Here is a 21,569-nt window from a genome sequence, read left to right as displayed (position 1 = left end):
TGTTCCTGTCATTCTGCCGCGATCAGCCCTTCGAGCCGATCTTCTAGGTCGTCGCTGGCCGCTTTCAGTCCGGCCAGCGTCGCTGCATCGGGGGTCCACAGCTGGCGCTCGCATGCCTCCAGCAGCCGGTCGGCGACGCGCGCCGACGCCTTTGGATTGAGTGCGGCGAGCCGCGCCCGCATTTCGGGATCGAGCACGAAGGTTTCGCTGATCTTTTGATAAACCCAAGGGGAAACCTGACCGGTGGTCGCTGACCAGCCCATGGTGGTCGTCACCTTGGCCTCGATCTCGCGCACGCCCTCGAACCCGTGCTTAAGCATCCCCTCATACCATTTGGGGTTGAGCATCCGGGTACGAGTTTCCAGGTCGATCTGCTCGCCCAGCGTGCGGACCTTGGCGGCGCTTTGCGTCGCATCGACCACATAGACGGGCGCGGCGCTGCCCCGCGCGCGCTCAACCGCGCGGCTCATGCCGCCCAGGCCATCGACATACTGGTCGATGTCCGTCACGCCCAGTTCGACCGATTCCAGATTCTGATAGGTCAGATCGACGCCCGCCAACTCGCTTTCAAAGAGCTTGCGGTGCTGCACCGGCTCGCCGCGGCGGCCATAGGCATAGCCCTTCTTGCTCTCGAACATCTCGGCCAGTTCGGCCGGATCGGTCCATGCGCCGCCGTCGATCATCTGGTTGACGTTGGCACCGTAAGCACCCTGGGCGTTGGAAAAGACGCGCAGGGCGGCTGTTTCCTCGTCGCAGCCCAGTGCGGCCTGATGCGCCAGGCTGTGCTTGCGGACGAAATTCTCATCTTCTGGTTCGTCGGCAGTCGCAGCAAGCCAAGTCGCCTCGGCGATCATTCGCGTCTGCAGCGGCAACAGATCGCGGAAAATGCCCGACAGGGTCATGACGACATCGATCCGCGGCCGACCGAGTTCGGCCAGCGGGATCAGCGACGCACCCGCCAGCCGACCATAATCGTCAAAGCGCGGGCGCGCCCCGATCAGCGCCATCGCCTGGGCAATCTGGGTGCCTTCGCTTTTCAGATTGTCGGTGCCCCACAGCACCATGGCGATGCTTTCGGGCAGTTGGCCGCCATCGGCCCGGTGCCGGGCGATCAGCTGTTCCGCCTGATCGCGGCCCTGGGCACAGGCAAAGGCGCTGGGAATGCGGAACGGGTCGAAACCGTGGATGTTGCGCCCGGTGGGCAGCACGTCGGGACTGCGCACCAGATCGCCGCCGGGGGCAGGCCGGACATAGCCGCCGTCCAGGGCATGGACGACCGCGCCCAGTTCGTCGTTGCTGTCCAGCCGCGCGGCGAATTCGGCCTGGTCAACGTCCGGCGACGCAGCAGCGACCGCTGTCAGCAGCGAAGTGCGCTGCTCCTGCGACAGTGTGCTGCCCAGGACGTGCAATCCTTCGGGGATCAGCGCGCGTTCGATTTCGTACAGCCGGCCGGGCAGGTCGCTCAGGTCGCCAGCCTCCAGATCCAGCGCATCGCACTGGTCGCGGATCAGCGTCGCCAGATCGTCCCGTTCGTCGCCATCCTCAATCACCGACCGATACCGGTCCAGCGTGGCCTTCAATTCGCCCAGCCCCTTGTACAGGCCCGCTTCGGCCAGCGGCGGCGTCAGGTAGCTGATCAGCGTCGCCCCCGAACGGCGCTTGGCGATCATGCCCTCTGACGGGTTGTTCGACGCATAAAGGTAGAAATTGGGCAGATCGCCGATCATGCGGTCGGGCCAGCAATCGCCGCTCATCCCCGCCTGTTTGCCGGGCATGAATTCCAGCGCGCCGTGCGTACCGAAATGCAGCACCGCATCCGCGCCGAAATCCTCTCGCAGATACCGGTAAAAGGCCGAGAAGGCATGGGTCGGGGCAAAGCCGCCCTCGAACAAAAGCCGCATCGGATCGCCTTCATATCCAAAGGCAGGCTGCAGGCCGACGAACACATTGCCGAACTGTGCACCCAGGACCTGGATGGAGCGGCCATCGCTTTGCTGGCGACCGGGCGCAGGCCCCCATTGTGCCTCGATCTGATCGAGATAGGGTTCGCGCGCGACATGATCGTCGGCGGAAATCCAGGCGGCGATGTTTGCCTCCGCGCCATAGCGCGGGGCATTGCCTACAATAAGGGCGTCGCGCAGATCGTCGACCGTTGCCGGTACGGTCACGTCATAGCCAGCCACAGCCAGCCGGGTGAGCGTTGCATGGAGCGATTCGAACACCGCCAGGAACGCTGCCGTGCCGATTGCGCCAGCATTTGGCGGGAAATTGAACAGCACGATCGCCAGCTTGCGCTCCGCCCGCTCGCTCTGGCGCAGGCGGATCATCGCCGCAATCCGCGCCGACAACGCCGCTGCGCGTTCGGGACAGGCCCGCATCGGGCGGACATGTTCGACCAGCGAAAAGGTGCAGTTCCGCGCACAGCCGGTGCATCCGGTTGCCGATCCGTCGGCACGACCTCCGAACACCGAAGGCATGATTGCCCCGTCCAGTTCGGGAATTGCCATCATCATCGTCGTTTCCAGCGGCAACAAGCCCGCGCGGCTGGCGCCCCATTGCTCAAGCGACTGGAACTCGATCGGATGCGCAGCGACATAGGGCACGTCCAGCGCGCCCAGCGTCGCCACCGCTGCGTCGACGTCGTTATATGCCGGGCCGCCGACCAGCGAGAAACCGGTCAGGTTGACGATGGCATCGACCTGCGTGCCGTCGGGACCGGTAAAATAGCGGTCGATCGCCGGACGGGCGTCGAGACCGCTGGCAAAGGCTGGAACGACCCGCAACCCTGCGGCTTCCAGCGCGTCGATCATGCCGTCATAATGCCCGGCATCCTTGCCCAGCAGATAGGAACGCAGCATCAGGACGCCGACGGTGCCGGTGGCTCCGGAGATCTGGGGCAGGCGCGATGCATCCTCGGTGATCCGTTCCGGCAGGCGCGGATGATAGAGCCCGACTTCCGGATATTCGCGCGGCGGACTGGCCGGCATCCTGCCCTTCAGCGCGGCACGCTCACCGGTTGCGTACCGGTCGATCAGGCCGCGCACCATGTCGATCAGATTGTCGTCCGATCCCGCCAGCCAATATTGCATCGTCAGGAAATAATGCCGCACGTCCTGGGCGGGGCCGGGTATGAAGCGCAGGATTTTGGGCAGGCGACGCAGCATCTTCATCTGCCCCGCGCCGGAACTGCCCCCCGGCTTTCCTGATCCGCGCAGTTTTTTCAGCAGCGCCAGCGGACCCTTGGCCGGCTTGTCCATCCGGTAATTGCCCAGGCGGGTCAGCTTGACCACCTCGGCCGCCGACATCAGACCGACCATCGCGTCGCATTCGTCGCGCCTGGCCGCCAGGGCTGGGTGGATCGCCCGAACATGATCGTCGAGGAACAACATCGTGGCGATGACGATGTTCGCGTCTGCGATGTCCGCCTTGGCCCGCTCCAGCGTCGCTGGATTGTGATCCCAATCGGAAGCCGCGTGCAGACCGATGCTGATCCCGTCGGCCGCCATCTCTCGATTGGCGCGCTCGACCGCACCGGCCAGATGGTTGTCCAACGTGACGATGGCAATCCGCACAGGGGGGGAGCGATCAGCGCGCATAATGGGCCTTTGCCTCATAGAGGGTGGCCAGTTCGATGGTGGAAAGGCCGCGCTCGCTGGCGAACAGCTCGGTATTCCGTCGTGCCTTGCCCCGCACGAAAAAGGGGATCTTCTTCAACTCCTTTTCGGCATCTACGCTCCAGGATGCAGCCGCTTCGGCTTCTGCCGCCGTGGCCGGCACCGGATCGGGGGCAGGGGCGGAATGACCCGGTCCCAGGTGCGATGCGCCCGCGCCGTCATGAAATTCGAAATCGTCGCGGAACATCGTCAGCAGATGTTCCTCCAGCCCCATCACGAGCGGATGGACCCAGCTGTCGAAAATGACGTTCGCGCCCTCGAACCCCATTTGCGGCGAATGCCGTGCCGGGAAATCCTGAACATGGACGGGCGACGAGATAACGGCACAGGGAATGGCGAACCGCTTGGCGATATGCCGTTCCATCTGGGTGCCGAGCACCAGTTCGGGCTGCGCGTCCTTGATTGCCTGTTCGACGATCAGGTGGTCGTCGGTGATCAGCGCCTCAAGCCCCAGCGCCTTGGCGGCGGCGCGGACGTCGCGGGCATATTCGCGGTTGTAACAGCCCAGCCCGACGACCTTGAAGCCCAGTTCCTCGTTGGCGATGCGCGCCGCGGCAACCGCATGGGTGCCATCGGCAAAGATGAAGACGCGCTTGCCCGTCAGATAGGTGGAATCGATCGACCGGCTCCACCAGGACAGGCGCGAGCGCCCCTTGTCCAGCATCGCGCTGTCGTCGACCCCGGCCAGCTTCGAGGCCTCGGCGATGAAGTCCAGCGTCGCACCGACGCCGATCGGCGTGGTGCGGGTATAGGGCTGGCGAAACTCGCGCTGCAGCCACTGAGCCGCTGCCTCGCCGGTTTCGGGATACAGCACGACGTTGAAATCGGCCGCACCCAGCCGGGCGATGTCGGCCACCCCGGCGCCCAGCGGCGCTACCACATTGATGTCCACGCCCAGTTCGGCGAGCAGCGCCGTCACCTCGATCAGGTCGTCGCGGTGGCGAAAGCCGAGCGCGGTCGGGCCGAGGATATTGGCCAGCGGACGCCGCCCGGCGCGGTCGGTGGCGCGGACCGCCTTGTCGGTCAGCGTGCGGACGATCTGGTAAAAGGTCTCCGACGCGCCCCAATGTTCCTTGCGCTGATAGCTCGGTAGTTCCAGCGGGATGACCGGGACCGGCAGACCCATTTTTTCGACCAGCCCGGCGGGATCGTCCTGGATCAACTCCGCCGTGCACGACGCGCCGACCAGCAACGCATCGGGCGCATGGCGGGCAATGACGTCATGGGCAGCGGTCTGGAACAGCTCGGACGTGTCGGCCCCCAGGTCGCGTGCCTGGAACGTGGTATAAGTGACAGGCGGGCGATGGTCCCGCCGTTCGATCATGGTGAACAACAGGTCGGCATAGGTATCGCCCTGTGGCGAATGCAGCAGGTAGTGAACGCCGTGCATCCCGGTGGCCACGCGCATCGCCCCAATGTGCGGCGGCCCTTCATAGGTCCAGACGGCGAGCTGCATGGTCCTATATCCTCAACACGTCGCGGCGGCGGAGCGGCCGTGCGAACAATTCGGCAAGATCGCCCGCTTGGTCGAAACCGTGGATGGGAGAGAAGACCAGTTCGATCGCCCATTTGGTCGACAGGCCCTCCGCCTCCAGCGGGTTGGCCAGCCCCAGGCCGCAGACCGTCAGGTCGGGGCGGGCGGCGCGCACCCGGTCAAGCTGCCGGTCGACATCCTGACCCTCGCTGATCTGAACCCCGGCGGGCAGGGCGGCCAGTTCCGCCGCCAGATGACGCCGGTGCAGATAGGGCGTGCCCACTTCGGTTAGCACCATGCCCAGTTCGTTGGCCAGGAACCGGGCAAGCGGGATTTCCAGCTGTGAATCCGGCATGAAGAAGATCGACCGGCCCGCCAGCCGCTGGCGCTGGTGCGCGATCGCCTGTTCCGCCCGTGCCTGGTAGGGGCGCAGGACGGCCGCGACATGATCCCGGTCGATGCCGAACGCATCGGTCATGGCGGTCAGCCAATGGGTCGTTCCTTCGATGCCGAAGGGGAACAGCGCTGGGATCAGCGTCGCTCCGCGCTTTTCCAGCATCTGACCGGTTTCCCCCAGAAAGGGCTGGGCCAGTGCGAAGCGGGTATTGGGCCCGATGCCGGGTAGATCGGCCAGCGTGCGGGCGGGCAGGCAACCGACCTCGGCAATGCCCAGTTCGTTCAGGATCCGACGGAACTGATCCTCGACGATGTCGGGCAGCGATCCGGCAATGACCAGATTGGGCGCGGCATCGGCACCCAGCGCGGGCATTTCCGGCACCAACGCGGCCAGGCACGCATCCTCGCCCTCGGTAAAGGTCGTCTCGATGCCGCTGCCCGAATAATTCAGGACTCTGACCTGCGGGGAATAGGCCGCGCCCAGCCGCTGGGCGGCCTTGGCCAGGTCCAGCTTGATGACTTCCGACGGACAACTGCCGACCAGGAACAGGGTGCGGATGTCGGGCCGCCGTTCCAGCAGCTGACGGACGATCCGGTCCAGCTCCTCATTGGCGTCGGCAAGCCCGGCCAGGTCACGCTCTTCCATGATGGCGGTTGCGAAACGCGGCTCGGCAAAGATCATCACCCCCGCCGCCGACTGGATCAGATGGGCACAGGTGCGCGAACCGACGACCAGGAAAAACGCATCCTGCATCTTTCGGTGCAGCCAGACGATGCCGGTCAGGCCGCAAAACACCTCGCGCTGCCCGCGTTCCCGCAGCACCGGCGGCGTAGCTGCGGGCTGCGAAGGGGTCAGGGCGGGGGCGTTCATGCCGCGTTGGCCAGCAATGCGGGGCCGTGCAGCCGGGCCATCCGCAGCTTCCACAGGAACTGGGCAGCGTTGACGACATAGATTGCGTAACCGGCAAGCGCGACCGCCATCTGCTGCTGCGGCGAACCGATGCCCGCGAACAGCATCACGACATAGGCGGTATGCAGGGCGATCACGCCCATGCTGACCACGTCTTCCCAGAAGAACGGCCGAGCGAAGAGCCATTCGTCGAACACCGCCTTTTCCCAGACGGAACCGGTGATCATAATGGCGTAAAGCGTCGCCGTCTTGGCCAGGATCGACCATTCGGCCGCATCCTTGCCCATGTCGGTCAGCATGAACCGGGCGACCAGCACCAGGCTGATCAGAAAGACGAGGAACTGGGCCGGGGCCAGAATGGCCTGAACCAGGGTCCAGACCGAGTCGTCACGACGCTTTCGCTGTTCGGCGGTATAGAGCGGCGCAGCGGATGCGGCATATGTGGTGCCGTGCTTGCTCGCCTTGTCACGTTCGTGCCTGTTCACGGCACCTTCTCCCTATCCCAGCCACAGGAATAGACGGCGAAAGGGAGTGAGTGTCAAGAAAAATGGACATCAACAAAAATGGACAGATAGGCTTTTGACCGAAACGAGATTGTTCTGTAGTGTACTCGGAATATAGCAGCGGAACTCTCTCCGCTGCCCAGGCCGACGTCGTCGAACGCCGACCAGACTTGTTAGGGGAGTCTGCAGATGGCCTTGGTCTTTGGCTTGGCGGAATTGCGGTCGCGGATCAGCGAATGGCGGTCCGAGCGTCGCGGTGGGGGTCAACGGGGCCGGTTGAACCTGCCATTCGCCGATATGCTGCGGACACCCGGCTCAGTTGCCGGCGATGATCCCGAAATCTCGTTCATGATAAAGCATCAGGTCATTCCGCTGCTCGCCCAGACCGTTGGCGTTCCGTCCGCGGCGTCCAGGCCGGTCGCCGAATTCGACTCAGCAGGGGCGACCGACCGGGACCCAACGACTCCGGCACCTGCCATTACTGATCAGGATGTCGTCCTGTTCGCAGCCTTGTCGGTCGATGCTGACACGGGCGCGCTCATGGATTTCATCGACGCGCGCATTGCCGCCGGCCTGTCGATCGATTCGGTGCTGGTGGACCTGCTGGCACCGGCTGCCCGGCTGCTCGGCCGATATTGGGAGGATGACAGCCGCGATTTCGTCGACGTCACGATGGGACTATGGCGGATCCAGGAGGTGCTGCGCCAGGTGACGGCACTGGTGCCGCCGCCCCGGCGCGGCGGCAAGATGCAGCGGCGCATCCTGATGTCGACCATGCCGGGCGACCAGCATAGTTTCGGCACGCTGATGGTGGCCGAACAATTCCAGCGCAGCAGCTGGTATGTCGACGTGCTCATCGATCCGACCCGGTCCGAATTGCATGAGAAAATTGCCGAATCCCATTATGATGTCACTGGATTGACGCTCAGCTGCGACTGTCCTACCGCGACCGTCCGCAGTCTGGTTTCAACAATCCGGGCGGTATCCCGAAACCCGGAACTCCGAATTCTGATTGGTGGTCGCAACGTGAACGAGCGCCCTGCTCTGGTTGAAGAAGTGGGAGCCGACGGTTCTGCCGTCGATGCGGCGGGCGCAGTTGTGCTGGCCGAACATCTCGTGGCGGGCGTGGATGCACATGCCGCAGACATGATTTAGGGCGGGCGCGGTTCATGCACAAACCGTCCGCCAGCGGCCAGCATATTCCGTTTTCCGACCCGGAACGGCTGGTCGCGGCATTCGACAGCCGCGACATGTTCGATCTGGCCTGTTCGGCCGGCGATATCGTCCTTGCCATCGACCAGCACCGGGTCATCCGGGACATCGCCGTCCAGTCGAGCGATCACGGATTTGCCCATCGCTGGGTTGGGCGCAAATGGCAGGAAACGGTAACCGTCGAGAGCCGGGACAAGATCGATCAGATGCTGGATGTATCCGGCGGAGCGGTCACCGTCTGGCGCCAGGTCAATCACGAGCTGGATGGTGAGGAACTGCCCGTCAATTATCGCGTGATGAAGCCGCGTGGCGATTCCGGCTGGTTCCTTGCGATCGGTCGGGACCTGTCGTCGCTGGCGGCGCTGCAGCAGCGCGTGCTGAAGGCGCAGCAGGCGATGGAGCGCGACTATCTGCAGCTGCGTCAGGCGGAGACCCGCTATCGCCTGTTGTTCGATACCATCGCCGATCCCGTGGTCATCACCGATGCCGAAACGCACCAGATCCAGCAGGCGAACCTGGCCTTTCACGCGCTGGCCGGGGTATCGGCCGGTGCGCTGGACGGACGGTCGCTGATCACGCGCATTGCCGAGCCGTATCGGGACGACGTCATCGCCTATCTGGGGGCGGCGCTGGTCAATCCCGCGATCGATCCCGTTGCGATCCAGCTGATCGGGCAGGATCGTGACATGAAGCTTACGGCCACCGCGTTTCGCCAGGCGGGGCGTCAATTCTGGCTGGTCAGCCTGATCGACGGCGGCCATCAACCCGTGGCCAGCCAGTCGGAACGCGACGTGCTGGAAATGGTCGATCGGATGCCCGACGCCTTTGTGCTGGCGGACGATAAACAGGCGATCATTCTGGCGAACCGGGCCTTTGCCGACCTGGTGCAGGCGGGTTCGGTGGAACAGCTGCGCGGCATGTCGCTGGTCGGTCGGCTGGGTCGCGGCGATGTCGATCTGACGCTGCTCCGCAAGCAGATGGCCGGCAATCAGCTGGTCCGGCATTTCCCCTCGATCGTGCACGACCTGAACGGCGGCGAAGAGGCGGTGGAGATTTCGGCGGTGCGCATCGACCGCGACCGGCCGATTTATGGCTATACCCTGCGCAACATCAGCCGCCGCGAACGCGACCTGCCGGCGGCATCGGTCGATGCGCCGCGATCGGTGGATCAGTTGACTGGTCTGGTCGGACGAAAGACGCTGAAGGCAATCGTGCGCGAAAGTACCGACCTGATCGAACGCATGTGCATCGAGGCGGCGTTGGTCCACACCGCCGACAACCGGGCTTCCGCTGCCGAAATCCTGGGACTGAGCCGACAAAGCCTCTATGCCAAGCTGCACCGGCACGGGATCGGCAACCTTTCCGAACGCGACTGACGCGGTGTCATCTGTCGTCCATGGTTGACGCAAGTGATGTCCAATTAAATTGACACTGGGTCGGCCGGGGCATAGCCTTCGGCCATGTCAGACTCCGCGCTTCCCCATCCGACGACTGGCACGCCTGCCTGGCGCGATGTGGTGGAACTGGCCAAGCCCGTCACCTGGTTTCCCCCGATGTGGGCATTCATGTGCGGCGTGGTTTCCGCCGGAGTGCCGATCGTCGATCACTGGCCGTTCCTGATTGCCGGTATCGCGCTGACTGGACCGCTGGTCTGTGGCACGTCGCAGGTGATCAACGACTGGTGCGACCGGCATGTCGACGCGATCAACGAGCCTGGCCGCCCCATTCCGTCCGGCCGGGTGCCGGGACAATGGCCGGTGCTGATTGCCGTCGCCGGGTCGGCGGTGTCGCTGGCCGTCGGCGCGCTTCTGGGCAGTTGGGTGCTGGCCGCCACCGTCGTCGCGCTGCTGTGCGGCTGGAGCTACAGCGCCCGGCCGTTCCGGTTCAAGCGCAGCGGTTGGCTCGGCCCGGCGGTCTGCGCGCTCAGTTACGAGGGGCTTTCGTGGTTCACCGGGGTCAGCGTGATGCAGGGCGGCCTGCCCGCGCCCACCGTGCTGGCGGTGCTGCTGTGCTACAGCGCAGGTGCGTTCGGCATCATGACGCTGAACGATTTCAAGGCGGTGGCGGGCGACCGCGAAACCGGCATCCGATCCTTGCCGGTCACGCTCGGCGTTCGTCCGGCCGCGCTGATCGCCTGTATCGTCATGGCCGCGGCTCAGCTGGCGGTGATCGCCCTCCTGATCCGGGACGGCCTGTGGTTGTCGGCGGGGATCGTCGCATTGTTCACGCTGGTGCAGGGGGCATTGATGGTCCGGCTCGCGGGTGATCCTGCGCGGCTCGCCCCGTGGTACAATGCAACCGGCGTTTCGTTGTTCGTCCTGGGGATGCTTGCGGCGGCACTCGGCCTTGGGGGCTATTGGTGATCGCGCTTGCCCCCGCCGCCTCCGGTTCGGCCGGGCTGGGCTGGTTCGGCATCGTCCGGCTGGGCGCGGTGCAGGCAGCGATCGGCGCCATGGTGATGCTGGCCACTGCGCTGCTCAACCGCGTGATGGTCGTCGAATACGGCATCGCCGCCGCGATTCCCGCCGGGCTGGTCGCTTGGCATTATCTCGTCCAGTTGAGCCGACCGCTGTGGGGCCATCGATCCGACCGGTCGGCGCGGCGTACGCCCTGGGTGCTGACGGGACTGGCCGTTCAGGCGCTGGGCACCATCCTGGCCGTCGATGCAGCAATCTGGATGGGCGGCGGCGGCGCGGCGGCGCTGATCCTTGCGATTGCCGGATTTACCCTGATCGGCGTCGGCGTCGGCATGGCGGGCACGGCACTGCTCGCGCTGATCGCATCCCGCGTGGCGCCAGCCCGCAAGCCCGCCGCAGCTGCTATCACCTGGAGCATGATGATCGCCGGCATCGTGCTGGCCGCGATCCTGTCTGGCGCGTTCCTCGATCCCTTTGGCGAAACCCGGCTGGCGATCGTCACCAGCATGGTGGTGCTGATCGCTTTTGCCCTGGCGCTGGTGGCGATTCCCGGGGTGGAGGCGCGGTATCCGCCGGTGGATAGTCCCACCGCCGATGCGCAGACGGCGTCGTTCGCGGCGGCGTTGGCCGAAATCGGTCAAGACGCCCGTGCGCTTCGCTTCACCGGTTTCGTCTTCATGTCGATGATCGCCTATTCGATCCAGGACCTGGTGCTCGAACCCTTTGCGGGTCTGGTGTTCCAGATGACGCCGGGTCAATCGACCCAGCTGGCCGGGCTGCAGCATGGTGGCATCCTGGTCGGCATGGCCGTCGCCGGGTTGGGCGGTTCGCTGCATGCGCGGCGATATGGCCGCAATCCGGCATTGTGGATCATTATCGGCTGCACCGGATCGGCGGCGATGCTGGTCGGGCTTGCGCTTGCGGCGGTGCGGGGCGGGGATTGGCCGCTGACCGCCAACATCTTTTGCCTGGGGCTGGCCAACGGGGTGTTCGCCGTGGCGGCGGTCGGCGCGATGCTGACCATGGCCGGTGACGGCCGACTGGCGGGCGAGGGCGCCCGGATGGGTGTATGGGGTGCCACTCAGGCGGTGGCATTCGGCGCAGGCGGCCTGATCGGCGCGCTGCTGCTGGATGTCATGCGGGGCAGGGGGACAGACGACATGGCCTTTGCCACGGTATTTGCGGTGGAAGGGGCGATGTTCCTGCTCGCCGCCGGCCTTGCGGTGGGCGTCCGCCTGCCGCGCAAATCATTGCAGGCGGGGGCATGGACATGATGCGCAAAACGGATTTCGACGTCATCGTGGTCGGGGGCGGCCCATCGGGTGCAACCGCCGCACATGAACTGGCCCAGGCCGGGCACCGGGTGATGCTGCTCGACCGGGCGGGCCGGATCAAGCCATGCGGCGGGGCGATCCCTCCGCGGCTGCTGGCCGATTTCGATATCCCCCACAGCCTGTTGGTCGCCCATGCCCGATCGGCGCGGATCATCGCACCGTCCAGCCGGGCGGTGGACATGCCGTGCGGCGGCGAAGGCTATGTCGGCATGGTGGACCGCGACGTGTTCGACGAATGGCTTCGCGAGCGGGCGGCCGGTGCCGGTGCGGTGCGGGTGACCGGACAGTGCGAGGGCGTGGACGACAGCAGCGGCATCGCCCGCCTGACCTATCGCACCGACCGCCGTTCGCCCGAACAGGTGGTGACCGCGCGTGCCGTGATCGGGGCCGATGGCGCCCGGTCGCTGGTTGCCCGGCAATGCATCCCCGGTGGCGAAAACGTCCGCTGCGTCTTTGCCTATCACGAAATCGTCGAAGTGCCGGCCGATACCGGCCCCGATTACGATCCGTCGCGCTGCGACGTTTATTATCAGGGGCATTTGTCGCCCGATTTCTATGCCTGGATCTTTCCCCATGGCGGCACCGCCAGCATCGGCCTGGGCAGCGCGAACAAGGGATTCGGGCTGCGTGCCGCGACTGCGGTGCTGCGCCGACAGACCGGCATGGACGGGTGGAAGACGCTGCGCGAAGAGGGCGCGCCCATTCCGATGAAGCCGCTGAAGCGATGGGACAATGGGCGCACCGCGCTGGTCGTCGGCGATGCGGCGGGGGTGGTGGCGCCGTCGTCGGGCGAGGGCATCTATTATGCGATGACCGCCGGGCGGATGGGCGCGCGGTCGGTCGACCGGTTCCTGGCCACCGGCAATGCCCGTGCCCTGGGCGATGCCCGCCGCGCGTTCATGAAGGCGCATGGCCGGGTGTTCTGGATTCTGGGGATGATGCAGTATTTCTGGTATCGCAACGACAAGCGCCGCGAACGCTTCGTCAAGATGTGCGCCGACCCGGACGTTCAGCGCCTGACCTGGGAGGCGTATATGAACAAGGAACTGGTGCGCCGCGATCCGCTGGCGCATATACGGGTCTTCTTCAAGGATCTGGGCCATCTGGTCGGATTGAGGACGGTCGAGGAACGATAGTCGCGCATGAACAGAGCCGCGTTTTTTCCGATCCTGATCGCCGGATCGCTGGCATTGGTGACGGCACTGGTCGGGGGGACGCTGACCGTCCTGGACGAATGGTATTATCAGCTGCGCCAGCCGGCATGGGCGCCGCCCGATTATGCGTTCGGCATCATCTGGACCCTGATCTTTGCGTTGATCGCCCTGTCCGGCGTGCGAGTGTGGCAGACCGCGCCGACGCGGCGCGACGCGGAAATCGCCATCGGCCTGTTCGCGCTCAACGGCTTTCTCAATCTGGGGTGGAGCTTCATCTTTTTCCGGCTGCACCGCCCCGATCTGGCCCTGGCCGAGCTCTGCCTGCTGTGGCTTTCGATTCTTGCACTGATCCTGTTCTGTCGCCGGTTCAGCCGCGCGGCGGCGGTGTTGCTGGTGCCCTATCTGATTTGGGTGACGGTGGCGGGCGCACTCAATTACCAGGTCGTCCAGCTGAACGGACCCTTCGGCTGACCGTGCGATGATGCAGGCCCTGTTCGCCAGCGGTCATGCCGTCGATCTGGTGCTGGCCGTGCTGGCGGTTGAGGCGGCGGTGCTGCGCTGGCGTGGCTGGGCATGGCGCGACCTGATCGCGGCCCTGCTGCCCGCGGTACTGATGATGCTGACCCTGCGCGCGGCGCTGACCGGATGGTCATGGCCCTGGTTGGCGGTGCCGCTAGCGCTGTCCTTTCCCGTCCACCTGATCGATCTGTCCCTGCGCCGCCGGCGGCACGCGGAGCGGCGGGACGACGCGATCGCCCGCCCCTGATCGGGGAGCGATTGTCGGCGAAAACCCTGAGCAGCGCTTGGATCTGACCGCCCTCCACCGCAGCAGCGCGGCCTGACGCTACCCGCCCGATCGATTACAGGCGCTTATTTTGCCTATTCAACAACTGGAGTCCGGGCCGTTAGTCAGCCGATCAAGGCTGACGGACGCCAAAAAGCCCGGCCGTTTCCGACCGGGCTTTCCGGGGGTCGCCGCCCGTCACCGAGCAGCGGGGTGAGCCGCGGCGTTCAGTATTCGGGGGCGTAGCCGTGCTCGATTGCCCAGAGGTACCAGTTGTCCACCACGGTGCCGGTCAACAGGATGCCGATACCGCCCGTCACGGTCGTTAGTACCGCGAACCACCACGCCCAGCGATGGATCGATTCCATCGTGGCGTTGAAGCCCATGGTCCAGCGCCAGAACAGCGCGGCCCGTTCCGATGCCGTACCGCGATCGGTGATCTGTTCCAGCTCGCGCTCGCCGCCATAGCGGCCGACGGCCAGGATGGTCGCGCCGTGCATGGCGAACAGCAGGGCCGAGCCATAGAGGAACGCGATCGAGAGCGCGTGGAACGGATTGTAGAACAGGTTCCCGTATTGCAGCGAGAAGTTGTTCGTCCATTCCAGGTGGGGAAAGATTCCGAACGGAACCGCTTCGGCCCAGCTGCCCAGGAAGAAGGGGCGAATGAACCCCAGCACCAGGTAAAGCCAGATCGCGCCGGCAAAGGCCCAGGCGACGTGCGTGCCCATGCCCAGCGCCTTGGCCCGGCGATAGCTGCGCGCCCACCAGAGCAGGATCGACAGCGTCAGGAAGAAGCCGGCGAGGATCCACCAGCCGCCCTCGTTCAGAGGTACGAAGGGCGTGAAGCCATATTCGGCCGATGGCGGGGCCAGGCCCAGCCAGAAGAACTGTCGAACGAACTCGACCGGATCCCAGTTGACCGATGCGGCCATGTTGAACCCGATGATCTCGATCGCGAAGAAGCCGAAGAGCAGCGAGGCCAGGCCCAACCAGCCCAGATAGATCGGCCCGATCTGTGCCTGGCCGAACTTGCCCATCCAGTAGCTGGCACCGGTCGCCACCACGCGGGGTTCGTCCCCGTGCGGCAACGGCATGCCCAGTTCGGGAGCGCCGGCCAGCTGAACCTGGGTAAAGATGTTCTGATAACGCGCCATGTCCGTACCCTCCCGTTAAGACCAGATCGGAATGTTGCGCCACCATTCCCACCATTCGGGCCAGCTGCCCGCATACAGGGGACCGGCGATGACGATGCAGACCGCGCTCCAGAACCCGGCGTTGAGCGCCAGGAACAGGCCGACCCGGTGGATGCCGATGGTGCCGACGGAATAGCCGATGAAGTCACGAAAGAACGTGTCTTCATATTCCGGCGTCTTGACCGGCGTCCCCTTGGCCGGGTTGACCGCGGACAGGATCAGCGACCCGTGCAGCGCCAGCGCCAGACAGGTGGTGAAAAAGAACGTCACGGCGATCATGTGCGCCGGATTGTAGTGGAAGTTCACATAGGCGTAGCCCGTGTTCGACACCCAATCCAGATGGCTGAAGATGCCGTAGGGAAAGCCATATCCCCATGCGCCCATCAGTACCGGCCGAATGATCACCAGCGTGACATAGGCCAGGATGGCGACGCCGAACGCGATTGGGACATGATAGCCCATCCCAAGCTTGCGGCAGATTTCGACCTCACGCAGCGCCCACGACACAAAGGCCACGGTCGCGCACATCGTGATGATCTGCCAGAAGCCACCCTGTTTCAGGGGCGCGAGGCTGAGGCCATAATCGATGGCCGGCGGCGCGATGGAAATCAGCCACGGGTTCCAGGTGTCGCCCTGCGAAGCCGCGTACAGGATCAGCGCCGTTCCCAGGATCGCCGAAATTGCCGTGATGACGCCGAAAAAGCCGACGTAAAAGGGTCCGATCCAGAAATCGAACAAGTCGCCGCCGATCAGCGTACCGCCACGCACGCGGTACTTTCTCTCGAAGCTTAGCAGTGCCATAGCACACCCCCGCCACCCATGATGATGGCTTTCCTTGAGGAAATATTCGGTCCCGTTTTCCGCGCCGTTGAGGATCGCGGCACAATCGCCCCGCGATCCTCAGAGCCGGAAGGGACGATCAGGTCAGCGCCGGAGCGGGAGCCGCCGGGGCGGTCATCGCGGCCTGCGCGGCCTTCGGTCCTTCGATCCAGTTGAAGCGATCGGTGCTCAACAGGATGAAGTGGATCAGCAGCGCCAGGACGAACAGGAACGCCGCAAGGGCGACCAGCGTACGACGCGGATCAAAAATCAGCCAAAGTCTCCACATGGTCCGGTTTCCTTATGCCAGAAAGGTCGTGATGGCGGTGCTGGCGACCTGGGTCGCGTCGTGCAGCATCGCGTAGCCGTTCGGGCCCGGCAGCCACGACCGCCACGACCAGACCAGCACGTGCGCGATGATCGCGATCACGGTGAAGCCGAGAAAGCTCGACACAAAAATCTTGTGAAACTCTTTTGCCTCTTCGGGGGTCAGATAGGCCCCCGGTCCGAAGCGTTCCGTATCGCTCATGATTCATCCTCCAACCATGCCCGGTCCGAACCGCAACGCGCGGCTCTTCCGGGCGCCCTCCCGCAGCATCGATCGCTGCAAAGGCCCCTGACATCCGGCAAAAGGCCGGGTGAAATGTTTGGACGGCTCATTGGCCGGCCCCTTCCGAAATTGCGGTAGCCAGCCGGTCCGCAGTCACGCGGTCCTCGCCGGCGCGGCGCGCGCTGCGCTCGGCGGCATCGCGGATGCGCTTGGCCATGGAAATGCGGACCAGCACCGGCGCGCGCTCGACCACCGCGTCCAGTTCGGTCTTGGCGGCGTCGTCCCAACGAACTTCGCGTTCCATGCGGGCAGGCGTCGGCTCGGCCCTGTCGAGCTGTCCGGCCAGCGGCAGGATGTGGAACAGCGCGTCGAACAGCGCATTGCACACTTCCTGGACCAGATAGGTCGCGCCCGAATAGCCCATGAACGGCGTGCCGGTGTGACGGCGGATGACTGCGCCGGGGAAGCTGGCGGGGATATAGACGCCCCGGCCCCCGGCCTCGGCCATGTACATCCGTTCGTTGAAGCTGCCGAACAGGATGAGCGGCGGATTGGTGGCGATCTGGTCCTTGATCGACTGGTTGTCGGACTTGGCCCCGGCACAGCGCGATACCGCGAAGGTGCAGGGCAGGCCCATATCGTCCTCGAGGAACTTGCGGATGCCGCGGGCATAAGTGTCGGTGGCGACGATGCCGAAACTGGCGGTGCCGAAGAAATCCTGGGTGACCGAGCGCCACAGATCCCATAGCGGCTTGATCGTCGTGTGCTTCTCGCGTTCGATGAACGTTTCCGGGTCCAGGCCCGTCAGCTCGCCCAGCTTGCGCAGGAACAGGGTGGTCTGTTCCAGCCCGATCGGTGCCTGCAGATAGGGACGCTCCAGCGCCTCGCACAGGCCGCGACCGAATTCGCGGTACATGCAGACATTGACCTGGGCCAGCGCCAGTTTCTTGATCTCGGCCAGATGGCTGCCCAGCGGGAACACGAGGTTCACCTCCGCGCCGATCCCCTCGATCAGGCGGCGGATTTCCGCCAGGTCGGACGGCATGTTGAACGTGCCGTACATCGGCCCGATGATGTTGACCTTCGGCTTCTGGCCAATGAGCGGCGGCTTTGCCGGCGCCACCTTTTTCGGGCCGAACTGGGTCCAGAGCCAGGTGAGGGCGCGGTCGCCCGACTGCCACTGATCCTCGTCGATCGTGCGCGGCAGGAAACGCTGAATATTGGTGCCCTCCGGCGTCACGCCGCCGCCGATCATCTCGGCGATGGATCCGGTGACCACCACGGCGGGCAGATCGGGGTCGAGCGTCGCCCAGGCGCGCTTCATTGCGCCCTCGGTGCCGTCGCGGCCCAGTTCCTGTTCGCCAAGTCCGGTGACGACGATGGGCAGCTCATGCGGCGGCAGCCCGTCGGTATAATGGAGGACCGACGTTACCGGCAGATTCTCGCAACCCACCGGGCCGTCGATGATGACCTGCAGCCCCTTGATCGCAGTGAACGCGTATACCGCGCCCCAATAACCGCCCGCCCGGTCATGATCGATGATGAGCGTCATGCGGCGTCTCCCGCCGCGATGGCGATCATGACGAAATCGTCGGTGCCGTGATCGATGATCAGGGTCATGTGCCGATATGCTCCTCGGCCTTGGCCGCGGCGATGCGCTTGGCGGCGTACTTCGCCTTGAAGTCGGGGCGGTCGACGGGGGTATCCTCCCACACGCCGGCCGTCGGGCCGCTGCCGACGCCCTGGAAAAAGGCAGTCATCCGGTCGAAGCGGTGCTGGTTGGCCAGCGCGGCGTTGACGACCATGGCCAGGCTGCCCGCACCCGCCGGACCCATCAGGGGCCGGGCGGAGATCAGGTTGGTGAAATAGAGCGCCGGGATCGAGCGCTGCTTGGCATGTTGCACCACCGGCGTCGTGCCGATGGCCAGATCGGGGCCATATTCGGCGATCGCGGCGATATCCTGTTCCAGGCTGGCGCGGTACTGCACGCGGCAGCCATGCGCTTCCAGCCATTCCCGGTCAGGATCGGACCAGACGGTGCGCGGGCAAGCGGTGCCGACATAGGGCACGTCCGCGCCGCTTTCGATCAGCAGCCGCGCGACCAGCAGTTCCGACCCTTCATAGCCGGAAACCGTGATCCGGCCCTTGACCGGCTTGGCGGCAAGCGCGGCGGCGATGGCAGGAAGGAACTTGTTCTTGGCCGCATCCACCTTGTCCTGAGCGATGCCGCAGGCCTTGCCGATCGCATCCAGCCAGGCGGCGGTGCCGTCGCGCCCGACCGGCGCCGAGCCGACCACGGTGCGGCCTGCCGCCTCGAACTCGCGGATGCTGGCAGTATAGAAGGGGTGGATCGCGCCGACGGCGGCACAATCCAGCGCCTGATACAGCTCGCGCCATTCGCGCGTCGGCACGACCGGACCGGCCGCAAGGCCCAGCGGTTCGAGCAAGAGCCCGATGCCTGGCGGGTCTGCCGGGAACATCTCACCCAGGAGCGTCACGGTAGGCCGGTCCGATCGTTGCTTGGGCGCGGCGACGGGGCCGGTTTCGGCCTCCTTGCGCGCATAGCTGAGCATGGCGCCCGCCAGGATATCCTTTGCCTCGGCATGGGTCGGCACGCCGAACCCCGGCACGTCGATGCCGATCACGCGCACGCCGTTGATCTGATCGGGCAGCAATTGCAGCGGCACGCCGCTTGCGGTCGGCACGCACAGATTGGTGACGACGATCGTGTCGTAGAGCGCCGGATCGGCAAGATCGTGGACGGCGTCGCGGATATCCTCGAACAGCTTGCCGGTGACCAGCGTTTCCGAGCTGAACGGCACATAGCCGACGCTGCGCTTCGCGCCGTAGAAATGCGCGGTGAAGGTGAGGCCATAGACGCAGCAGGCCGAGCCGGACAGCACGGTCGCGGTGCGCCGCATCCGCAGGCCGACGCGCAGGCTGCCGAATGCCGGGCACATCGACTGCGGCTGATCGTGCGGACCCTGCGGATAATCGGCGGCGTAGCGGTCGAGCACGTCGGATTTGCCGGCGCTGATCGCCGCTTCGCGCAGCGTATCCTTCGACGCGCAGGCCCCTTCGCCCGTCGCGCCGCCCGGTGCGGGAAGGTCGAGGCGATCCTTAGACCGCATCATAGACCACTTCCAGGCTGGGCTTCACGACGAAGTCGACGCCGCGCATATCGGCCTGGGTCGCGGGCTTCAGCGTGAAGTCGGCGCCGGTAACGTCCGCGCTGAACAGGTTGAGCAGCCCGTCCTGGTCGAGCGGGGCAGGGCGCAGCGGCGGCGCCTCCGCCACGTTGATCGCCAGTTCCTCGAACAAGGGCGCCCATTGGCCGCCGGGCTTGCCGATGATCTGATAATTGGCGGATTTCTTTCGGATATCCTCGTTCGCCGGGATCGCGCAGAGTACCGGGATGCCGACGGCTTCGGCAAAGGCATTGGCCTCTCCGGTGCCGTCATCCTTGTTCAGGATCATGCCCGCAACGCCGACATTCCCGCCCATCTTGCGGAAATATTCGACCGCCTTGCAGACATTGTTGGCGACGTAGAGCGATTGCAGGTCGTTGGAGGCGACCACGATCACCTTCTGGCACATGTCCCGCGCGATCGGCAGGCCGAAGCCGCCGCAGACGACGTCGCCGAGGAAATCCAGCAGGACGTAATCAAAGCCCCATTCGTGGAAGCCCAGCTTTTCCAGCGTTTCGAACCCGTGGATGATGCCGCGCCCACCGCAGCCGCGGCCGACCTCCGGCCCGCCCAGCTCCATGGCGAATACGCCGTCGCGCTGGAAACAGACATCCTCGATGCCGATCTCCTCGCCCGCCAGCTTCTTCTTGGAACTGGTCTCGATGATCGTCGGCGTCGATTTGCCGCCGAAGAGCAGGCTGGTGGTATCCGATTTGGGATCGCAGCCGATCAGCAGCACGCGCTTGCCCTGCTGCGCCATCATGTAGGACAGGTTGGCCAGGGCAAAGGACTTGCCCGAGCCGCCCTTGCCGTAAATGGCGATGATCTGCGTTTCCTTCTTCACCTCGCCGGTGTGGACCGGATCGGGCTCATGGGACGCTTCTTCGCGCAGGGCGTTCAGGTCGAGCATGGTCACGCGCAATCTCTCCAGTCGAGCAGCATTTTCAGGCATTCCACATCGTCAAATGCCTGCGGATAGGCGGCGTCCGCTCTCGCCACCGGCTCAATGCGGGAAATGAGGCCGCCCAGGTTGAGGTCGCCGCTAGCCACCAGGGCGCGCACGGAGGAAAGATCCTCGGGCTGCCACTCGGCAGCGATGCTGATCCGCGCTTCGCGCATGAATGCGGGGGCAAAGGCGAACTGGATCGGCTGGCTGTAGAATCCGGCCAGGACGAGCTCGCCCCCACGGGCAAGCCGCGCGATGAATCCGTCAATGGCGGACGCATCGCCGCTGACGTCGTAAATGGTACGATAATCGCGGCGATCATCGTCATCGGGATGCACGACAAGATAGCCGGTGGCCCCCGTCTGCCGCCGCGGATCGGTTTCCCAGACCATCGGTGCCGGCCCGCCTGCGGCCAGGGTCAGCCGGGCGAGCAAGCGACCCAGCACGCCGTGCCCGATGATCAGTTCGGGCAGCGCCGCCCGGCCCATGGCATGCAGCGCCGTCGCGGCCAGCGCGAACAGCACCCCTTGCTCGCCCATCGATTCCGGAACGGCATGGGCGCGAGCGCCCGGGACGATCAACCGGCTGCACGCCCCGCCGAACAGCCCGCGCGCATCCCGGTAGCAACTGGCACCGGGCACGAACACCCATTCGCCGATGCGTTGGCGGTGATCGGTGCCTGCATCGATGATCCGTCCCACCGATTCGTATCCGGGGATCAGCGGATAGCCCATGCCGGGAAAGCTGGGCATGCGGCCCTGCCACAGCAGCTTTTCGGTGCCTGTGCTGATGCCGCTGAACGCGGTTTCGACCAGGACATCGCCAGCGGTCAGGGCAGTCAGTTCGGTTTTGCCGACCGTCAGGCTGCCGGGCGCGTCGATAATGATGGCCGAACCGTGCACGCTGCCCCTCGTCCTTTCCCGCCGCCCATCCAGCCAGACCAGCCGGACGTGCCGCGTGATGTCACCATATGCTTACGCCTAGGGTTGTCAACTTTAATTGACAGTATGGAACG

General features: G+C 65.2%; 19 protein-coding genes. 7 read left to right on the top strand and 12 right to left on the bottom strand.

The features are described from left to right. Window positions 1–8: 8 nt before the first annotated feature. Genes ACPVPU_RS13025 through bchF form a run of 4 tightly spaced genes read right to left on the bottom strand, consistent with a single transcriptional unit; the run spans window position 9 to window position 6,939 of the window. The gene (locus ACPVPU_RS13025; protein WP_448658379.1) at window positions 9–3,596 is read right to left on the bottom strand and encodes a magnesium chelatase subunit H; all 3,588 of its coding nucleotides are present in this window, start codon (window positions 3,594–3,596) and stop codon (window positions 9–11) included. Further along, window positions 3,586–5,130 (bottom strand): ferredoxin:protochlorophyllide reductase (ATP-dependent) subunit B, encoded by a 1,545-nt coding sequence (bchB, locus tag ACPVPU_RS13020; protein ID WP_448658378.1) that lies wholly within the window; start codon window positions 5,128–5,130, stop codon window positions 3,586–3,588. Before bchB ends, ACPVPU_RS13025 begins: the two co-directional genes overlap by 11 nt. A gap of 4 nt (window positions 5,131–5,134) precedes the next feature. After that, entirely contained in the window at window positions 5,135–6,415 is a 1,281-nt protein-coding gene (locus ACPVPU_RS13015; RefSeq protein ID WP_448658377.1) for a ferredoxin:protochlorophyllide reductase (ATP-dependent) subunit N, read from the bottom strand. Beyond that, window positions 6,412–6,939: a 2-vinyl bacteriochlorophyllide hydratase gene (gene bchF, locus ACPVPU_RS13010; RefSeq protein ID WP_448658376.1), complete on the bottom strand. Its 528-nt coding sequence runs from the start codon at window positions 6,937–6,939 to the stop codon at window positions 6,412–6,414. Before bchF ends, ACPVPU_RS13015 begins: the two co-directional genes overlap by 4 nt. A 207-nt stretch (window positions 6,940–7,146) precedes the next feature. Between bchF and ACPVPU_RS13005 the strand changes: the two genes are divergently transcribed. The 7 genes from ACPVPU_RS13005 (at window position 7,147) to ACPVPU_RS12975 (ending at window position 13,840) form a co-directional block, all read left to right on the top strand. Then, on the top strand, window positions 7,147–8,112 hold the full coding sequence (locus ACPVPU_RS13005) for a cobalamin B12-binding domain-containing protein (RefSeq protein WP_448658375.1): 966 nt from the start codon (window positions 7,147–7,149) through the stop codon (window positions 8,110–8,112). Between the two features lie 14 nt (window positions 8,113–8,126). Continuing rightward, entirely contained in the window at window positions 8,127–9,545 is a 1,419-nt protein-coding gene (ppsR, locus tag ACPVPU_RS13000) for a transcriptional regulator PpsR (protein ID WP_448658374.1), read from the top strand. Between the two features lie 84 nt (window positions 9,546–9,629). Then, entirely contained in the window at window positions 9,630–10,532 is a 903-nt protein-coding gene (gene chlG / locus ACPVPU_RS12995) for a chlorophyll synthase ChlG (RefSeq protein ID WP_448658373.1), read from the top strand. Next, window positions 10,529–11,860, top strand: coding sequence for a BCD family MFS transporter (locus ACPVPU_RS12990; protein WP_448658371.1), 1,332 nt, complete (start codon window positions 10,529–10,531; stop codon window positions 11,858–11,860). The genes chlG and ACPVPU_RS12990 overlap by 4 nt, the downstream gene beginning before the upstream one ends. Beyond that, entirely contained in the window at window positions 11,860–13,056 is a 1,197-nt protein-coding gene (locus ACPVPU_RS12985) for a geranylgeranyl diphosphate reductase (protein ID WP_448660521.1), read from the top strand. The genes ACPVPU_RS12990 and ACPVPU_RS12985 overlap by 1 nt, the downstream gene beginning before the upstream one ends. Window positions 13,057–13,062: 6 nt before the next feature. Next, a complete protein-coding gene (locus ACPVPU_RS12980; RefSeq protein WP_448658370.1) occupies window positions 13,063–13,545 on the top strand; it encodes a TspO/MBR family protein in 483 nt (160 codons plus the stop codon). A gap of 7 nt (window positions 13,546–13,552) precedes the next feature. Then, on the top strand, window positions 13,553–13,840 hold the full coding sequence (locus tag ACPVPU_RS12975; RefSeq protein WP_448658369.1) for a hypothetical protein: 288 nt from the start codon (window positions 13,553–13,555) through the stop codon (window positions 13,838–13,840). A 245-nt stretch (window positions 13,841–14,085) separates the two neighbouring features. Here the strand turns inward: ACPVPU_RS12975 and pufM are convergent, their stop codons facing one another. The 8 genes from pufM to bchC all read right to left on the bottom strand — a co-directional run bounded on the left by pufM (window position 14,086) and on the right by bchC (window position 21,456). After that, window positions 14,086–15,012: a photosynthetic reaction center subunit M gene (gene pufM, locus ACPVPU_RS12970; RefSeq protein WP_448658368.1), complete on the bottom strand. Its 927-nt coding sequence runs from the start codon at window positions 15,010–15,012 to the stop codon at window positions 14,086–14,088. 15 nt (window positions 15,013–15,027) lie between these two features. Then, complete coding sequence (gene pufL / locus ACPVPU_RS12965) at window positions 15,028–15,852, bottom strand: photosynthetic reaction center subunit L (RefSeq protein WP_448658367.1); 825 nt, start codon at window positions 15,850–15,852, stop codon at window positions 15,028–15,030. A 118-nt stretch (window positions 15,853–15,970) separates the two neighbouring features. Further along, window positions 15,971–16,159 carry a light-harvesting antenna LH1, alpha subunit gene (gene pufA, locus ACPVPU_RS12960; protein ID WP_448658366.1) on the bottom strand — a complete coding sequence of 63 codons (189 nt, stop codon included), beginning with the start codon at window positions 16,157–16,159 and terminating at the stop codon, window positions 15,971–15,973. Window positions 16,160–16,171: 12 nt separating this feature from the next. Beyond that, window positions 16,172–16,399, bottom strand: a complete 228-nt coding sequence (gene pufB / locus ACPVPU_RS12955) for a light-harvesting antenna LH1, beta subunit (RefSeq protein ID WP_448658364.1) — start codon at window positions 16,397–16,399, stop codon at window positions 16,172–16,174. Between the two features lie 127 nt (window positions 16,400–16,526). After that, window positions 16,527–17,972, bottom strand: a complete 1,446-nt coding sequence (gene bchZ / locus ACPVPU_RS12950; RefSeq protein ID WP_448658363.1) for a chlorophyllide a reductase subunit Z — start codon at window positions 17,970–17,972, stop codon at window positions 16,527–16,529. Window positions 17,973–18,036: 64 nt separating this feature from the next. Continuing rightward, a complete protein-coding gene (bchY, locus tag ACPVPU_RS12945) occupies window positions 18,037–19,554 on the bottom strand; it encodes a chlorophyllide a reductase subunit Y (protein WP_448658362.1) in 1,518 nt (505 codons plus the stop codon). Then, window positions 19,541–20,518, bottom strand: coding sequence for a chlorophyllide a reductase iron protein subunit X (locus tag ACPVPU_RS12940; protein ID WP_448660520.1), 978 nt, complete (start codon window positions 20,516–20,518; stop codon window positions 19,541–19,543). The genes bchY and ACPVPU_RS12940 overlap by 14 nt, the downstream gene beginning before the upstream one ends. A 2-nt stretch (window positions 20,519–20,520) precedes the next feature. Beyond that, on the bottom strand, window positions 20,521–21,456 hold the full coding sequence (bchC, locus tag ACPVPU_RS12935; RefSeq protein WP_448658361.1) for a chlorophyll synthesis pathway protein BchC: 936 nt from the start codon (window positions 21,454–21,456) through the stop codon (window positions 20,521–20,523). Window positions 21,457–21,569: the final 113 nt, after the last annotated feature.

The sequence above is a fragment of the Sphingomonas paludis genome (assembly GCF_053502515.1).
This window is presented reverse-complemented; position numbering and strand designations above follow the sequence as displayed.

What these genes read in the sequence shown, in the direction of transcription:
- ACPVPU_RS13025 (WP_448658379.1), bottom strand. Translation starts at nt 3,596, where the DNA reads ATGCGCGCTGATCGCTCCCCCCCTGTGCGGATTGCCATCGTCACGTTG.
- bchB (WP_448658378.1), bottom strand. Translation starts at nt 5,130, where the DNA reads ATGCAGCTCGCCGTCTGGACCTATGAAGGGCCGCCGCACATTGGGGCG.
- ACPVPU_RS13015 (WP_448658377.1), bottom strand. Translation starts at nt 6,415, where the DNA reads ATGAACGCCCCCGCCCTGACCCCTTCGCAGCCCGCAGCTACGCCGCCG.
- ACPVPU_RS13005 (WP_448658375.1), top strand. Translation starts at nt 7,147, where the DNA reads ATGGCCTTGGTCTTTGGCTTGGCGGAATTGCGGTCGCGGATCAGCGAA.
- ppsR (WP_448658374.1), top strand. Translation starts at nt 8,127, where the DNA reads ATGCACAAACCGTCCGCCAGCGGCCAGCATATTCCGTTTTCCGACCCG.
- chlG (WP_448658373.1), top strand. Translation starts at nt 9,630, where the DNA reads ATGTCAGACTCCGCGCTTCCCCATCCGACGACTGGCACGCCTGCCTGG.
- ACPVPU_RS12985 (WP_448660521.1), top strand. Translation starts at nt 11,860, where the DNA reads ATGCGCAAAACGGATTTCGACGTCATCGTGGTCGGGGGCGGCCCATCG.
- ACPVPU_RS12980 (WP_448658370.1), top strand. Translation starts at nt 13,063, where the DNA reads ATGAACAGAGCCGCGTTTTTTCCGATCCTGATCGCCGGATCGCTGGCA.
- ACPVPU_RS12975 (WP_448658369.1), top strand. Translation starts at nt 13,553, where the DNA reads ATGATGCAGGCCCTGTTCGCCAGCGGTCATGCCGTCGATCTGGTGCTG.
- pufM (WP_448658368.1), bottom strand. Translation starts at nt 15,012, where the DNA reads ATGGCGCGTTATCAGAACATCTTTACCCAGGTTCAGCTGGCCGGCGCT.
- pufL (WP_448658367.1), bottom strand. Translation starts at nt 15,852, where the DNA reads ATGGCACTGCTAAGCTTCGAGAGAAAGTACCGCGTGCGTGGCGGTACG.
- pufA (WP_448658366.1), bottom strand. Translation starts at nt 16,159, where the DNA reads ATGTGGAGACTTTGGCTGATTTTTGATCCGCGTCGTACGCTGGTCGCC.
- pufB (WP_448658364.1), bottom strand. Translation starts at nt 16,399, where the DNA reads ATGAGCGATACGGAACGCTTCGGACCGGGGGCCTATCTGACCCCCGAA.
- bchZ (WP_448658363.1), bottom strand. Translation starts at nt 17,972, where the DNA reads ATGACGCTCATCATCGATCATGACCGGGCGGGCGGTTATTGGGGCGCG.
- bchY (WP_448658362.1), bottom strand. Translation starts at nt 19,554, where the DNA reads ATGATGCGGTCTAAGGATCGCCTCGACCTTCCCGCACCGGGCGGCGCG.
- ACPVPU_RS12940 (WP_448660520.1), bottom strand. Translation starts at nt 20,518, where the DNA reads ATGCTCGACCTGAACGCCCTGCGCGAAGAAGCGTCCCATGAGCCCGAT.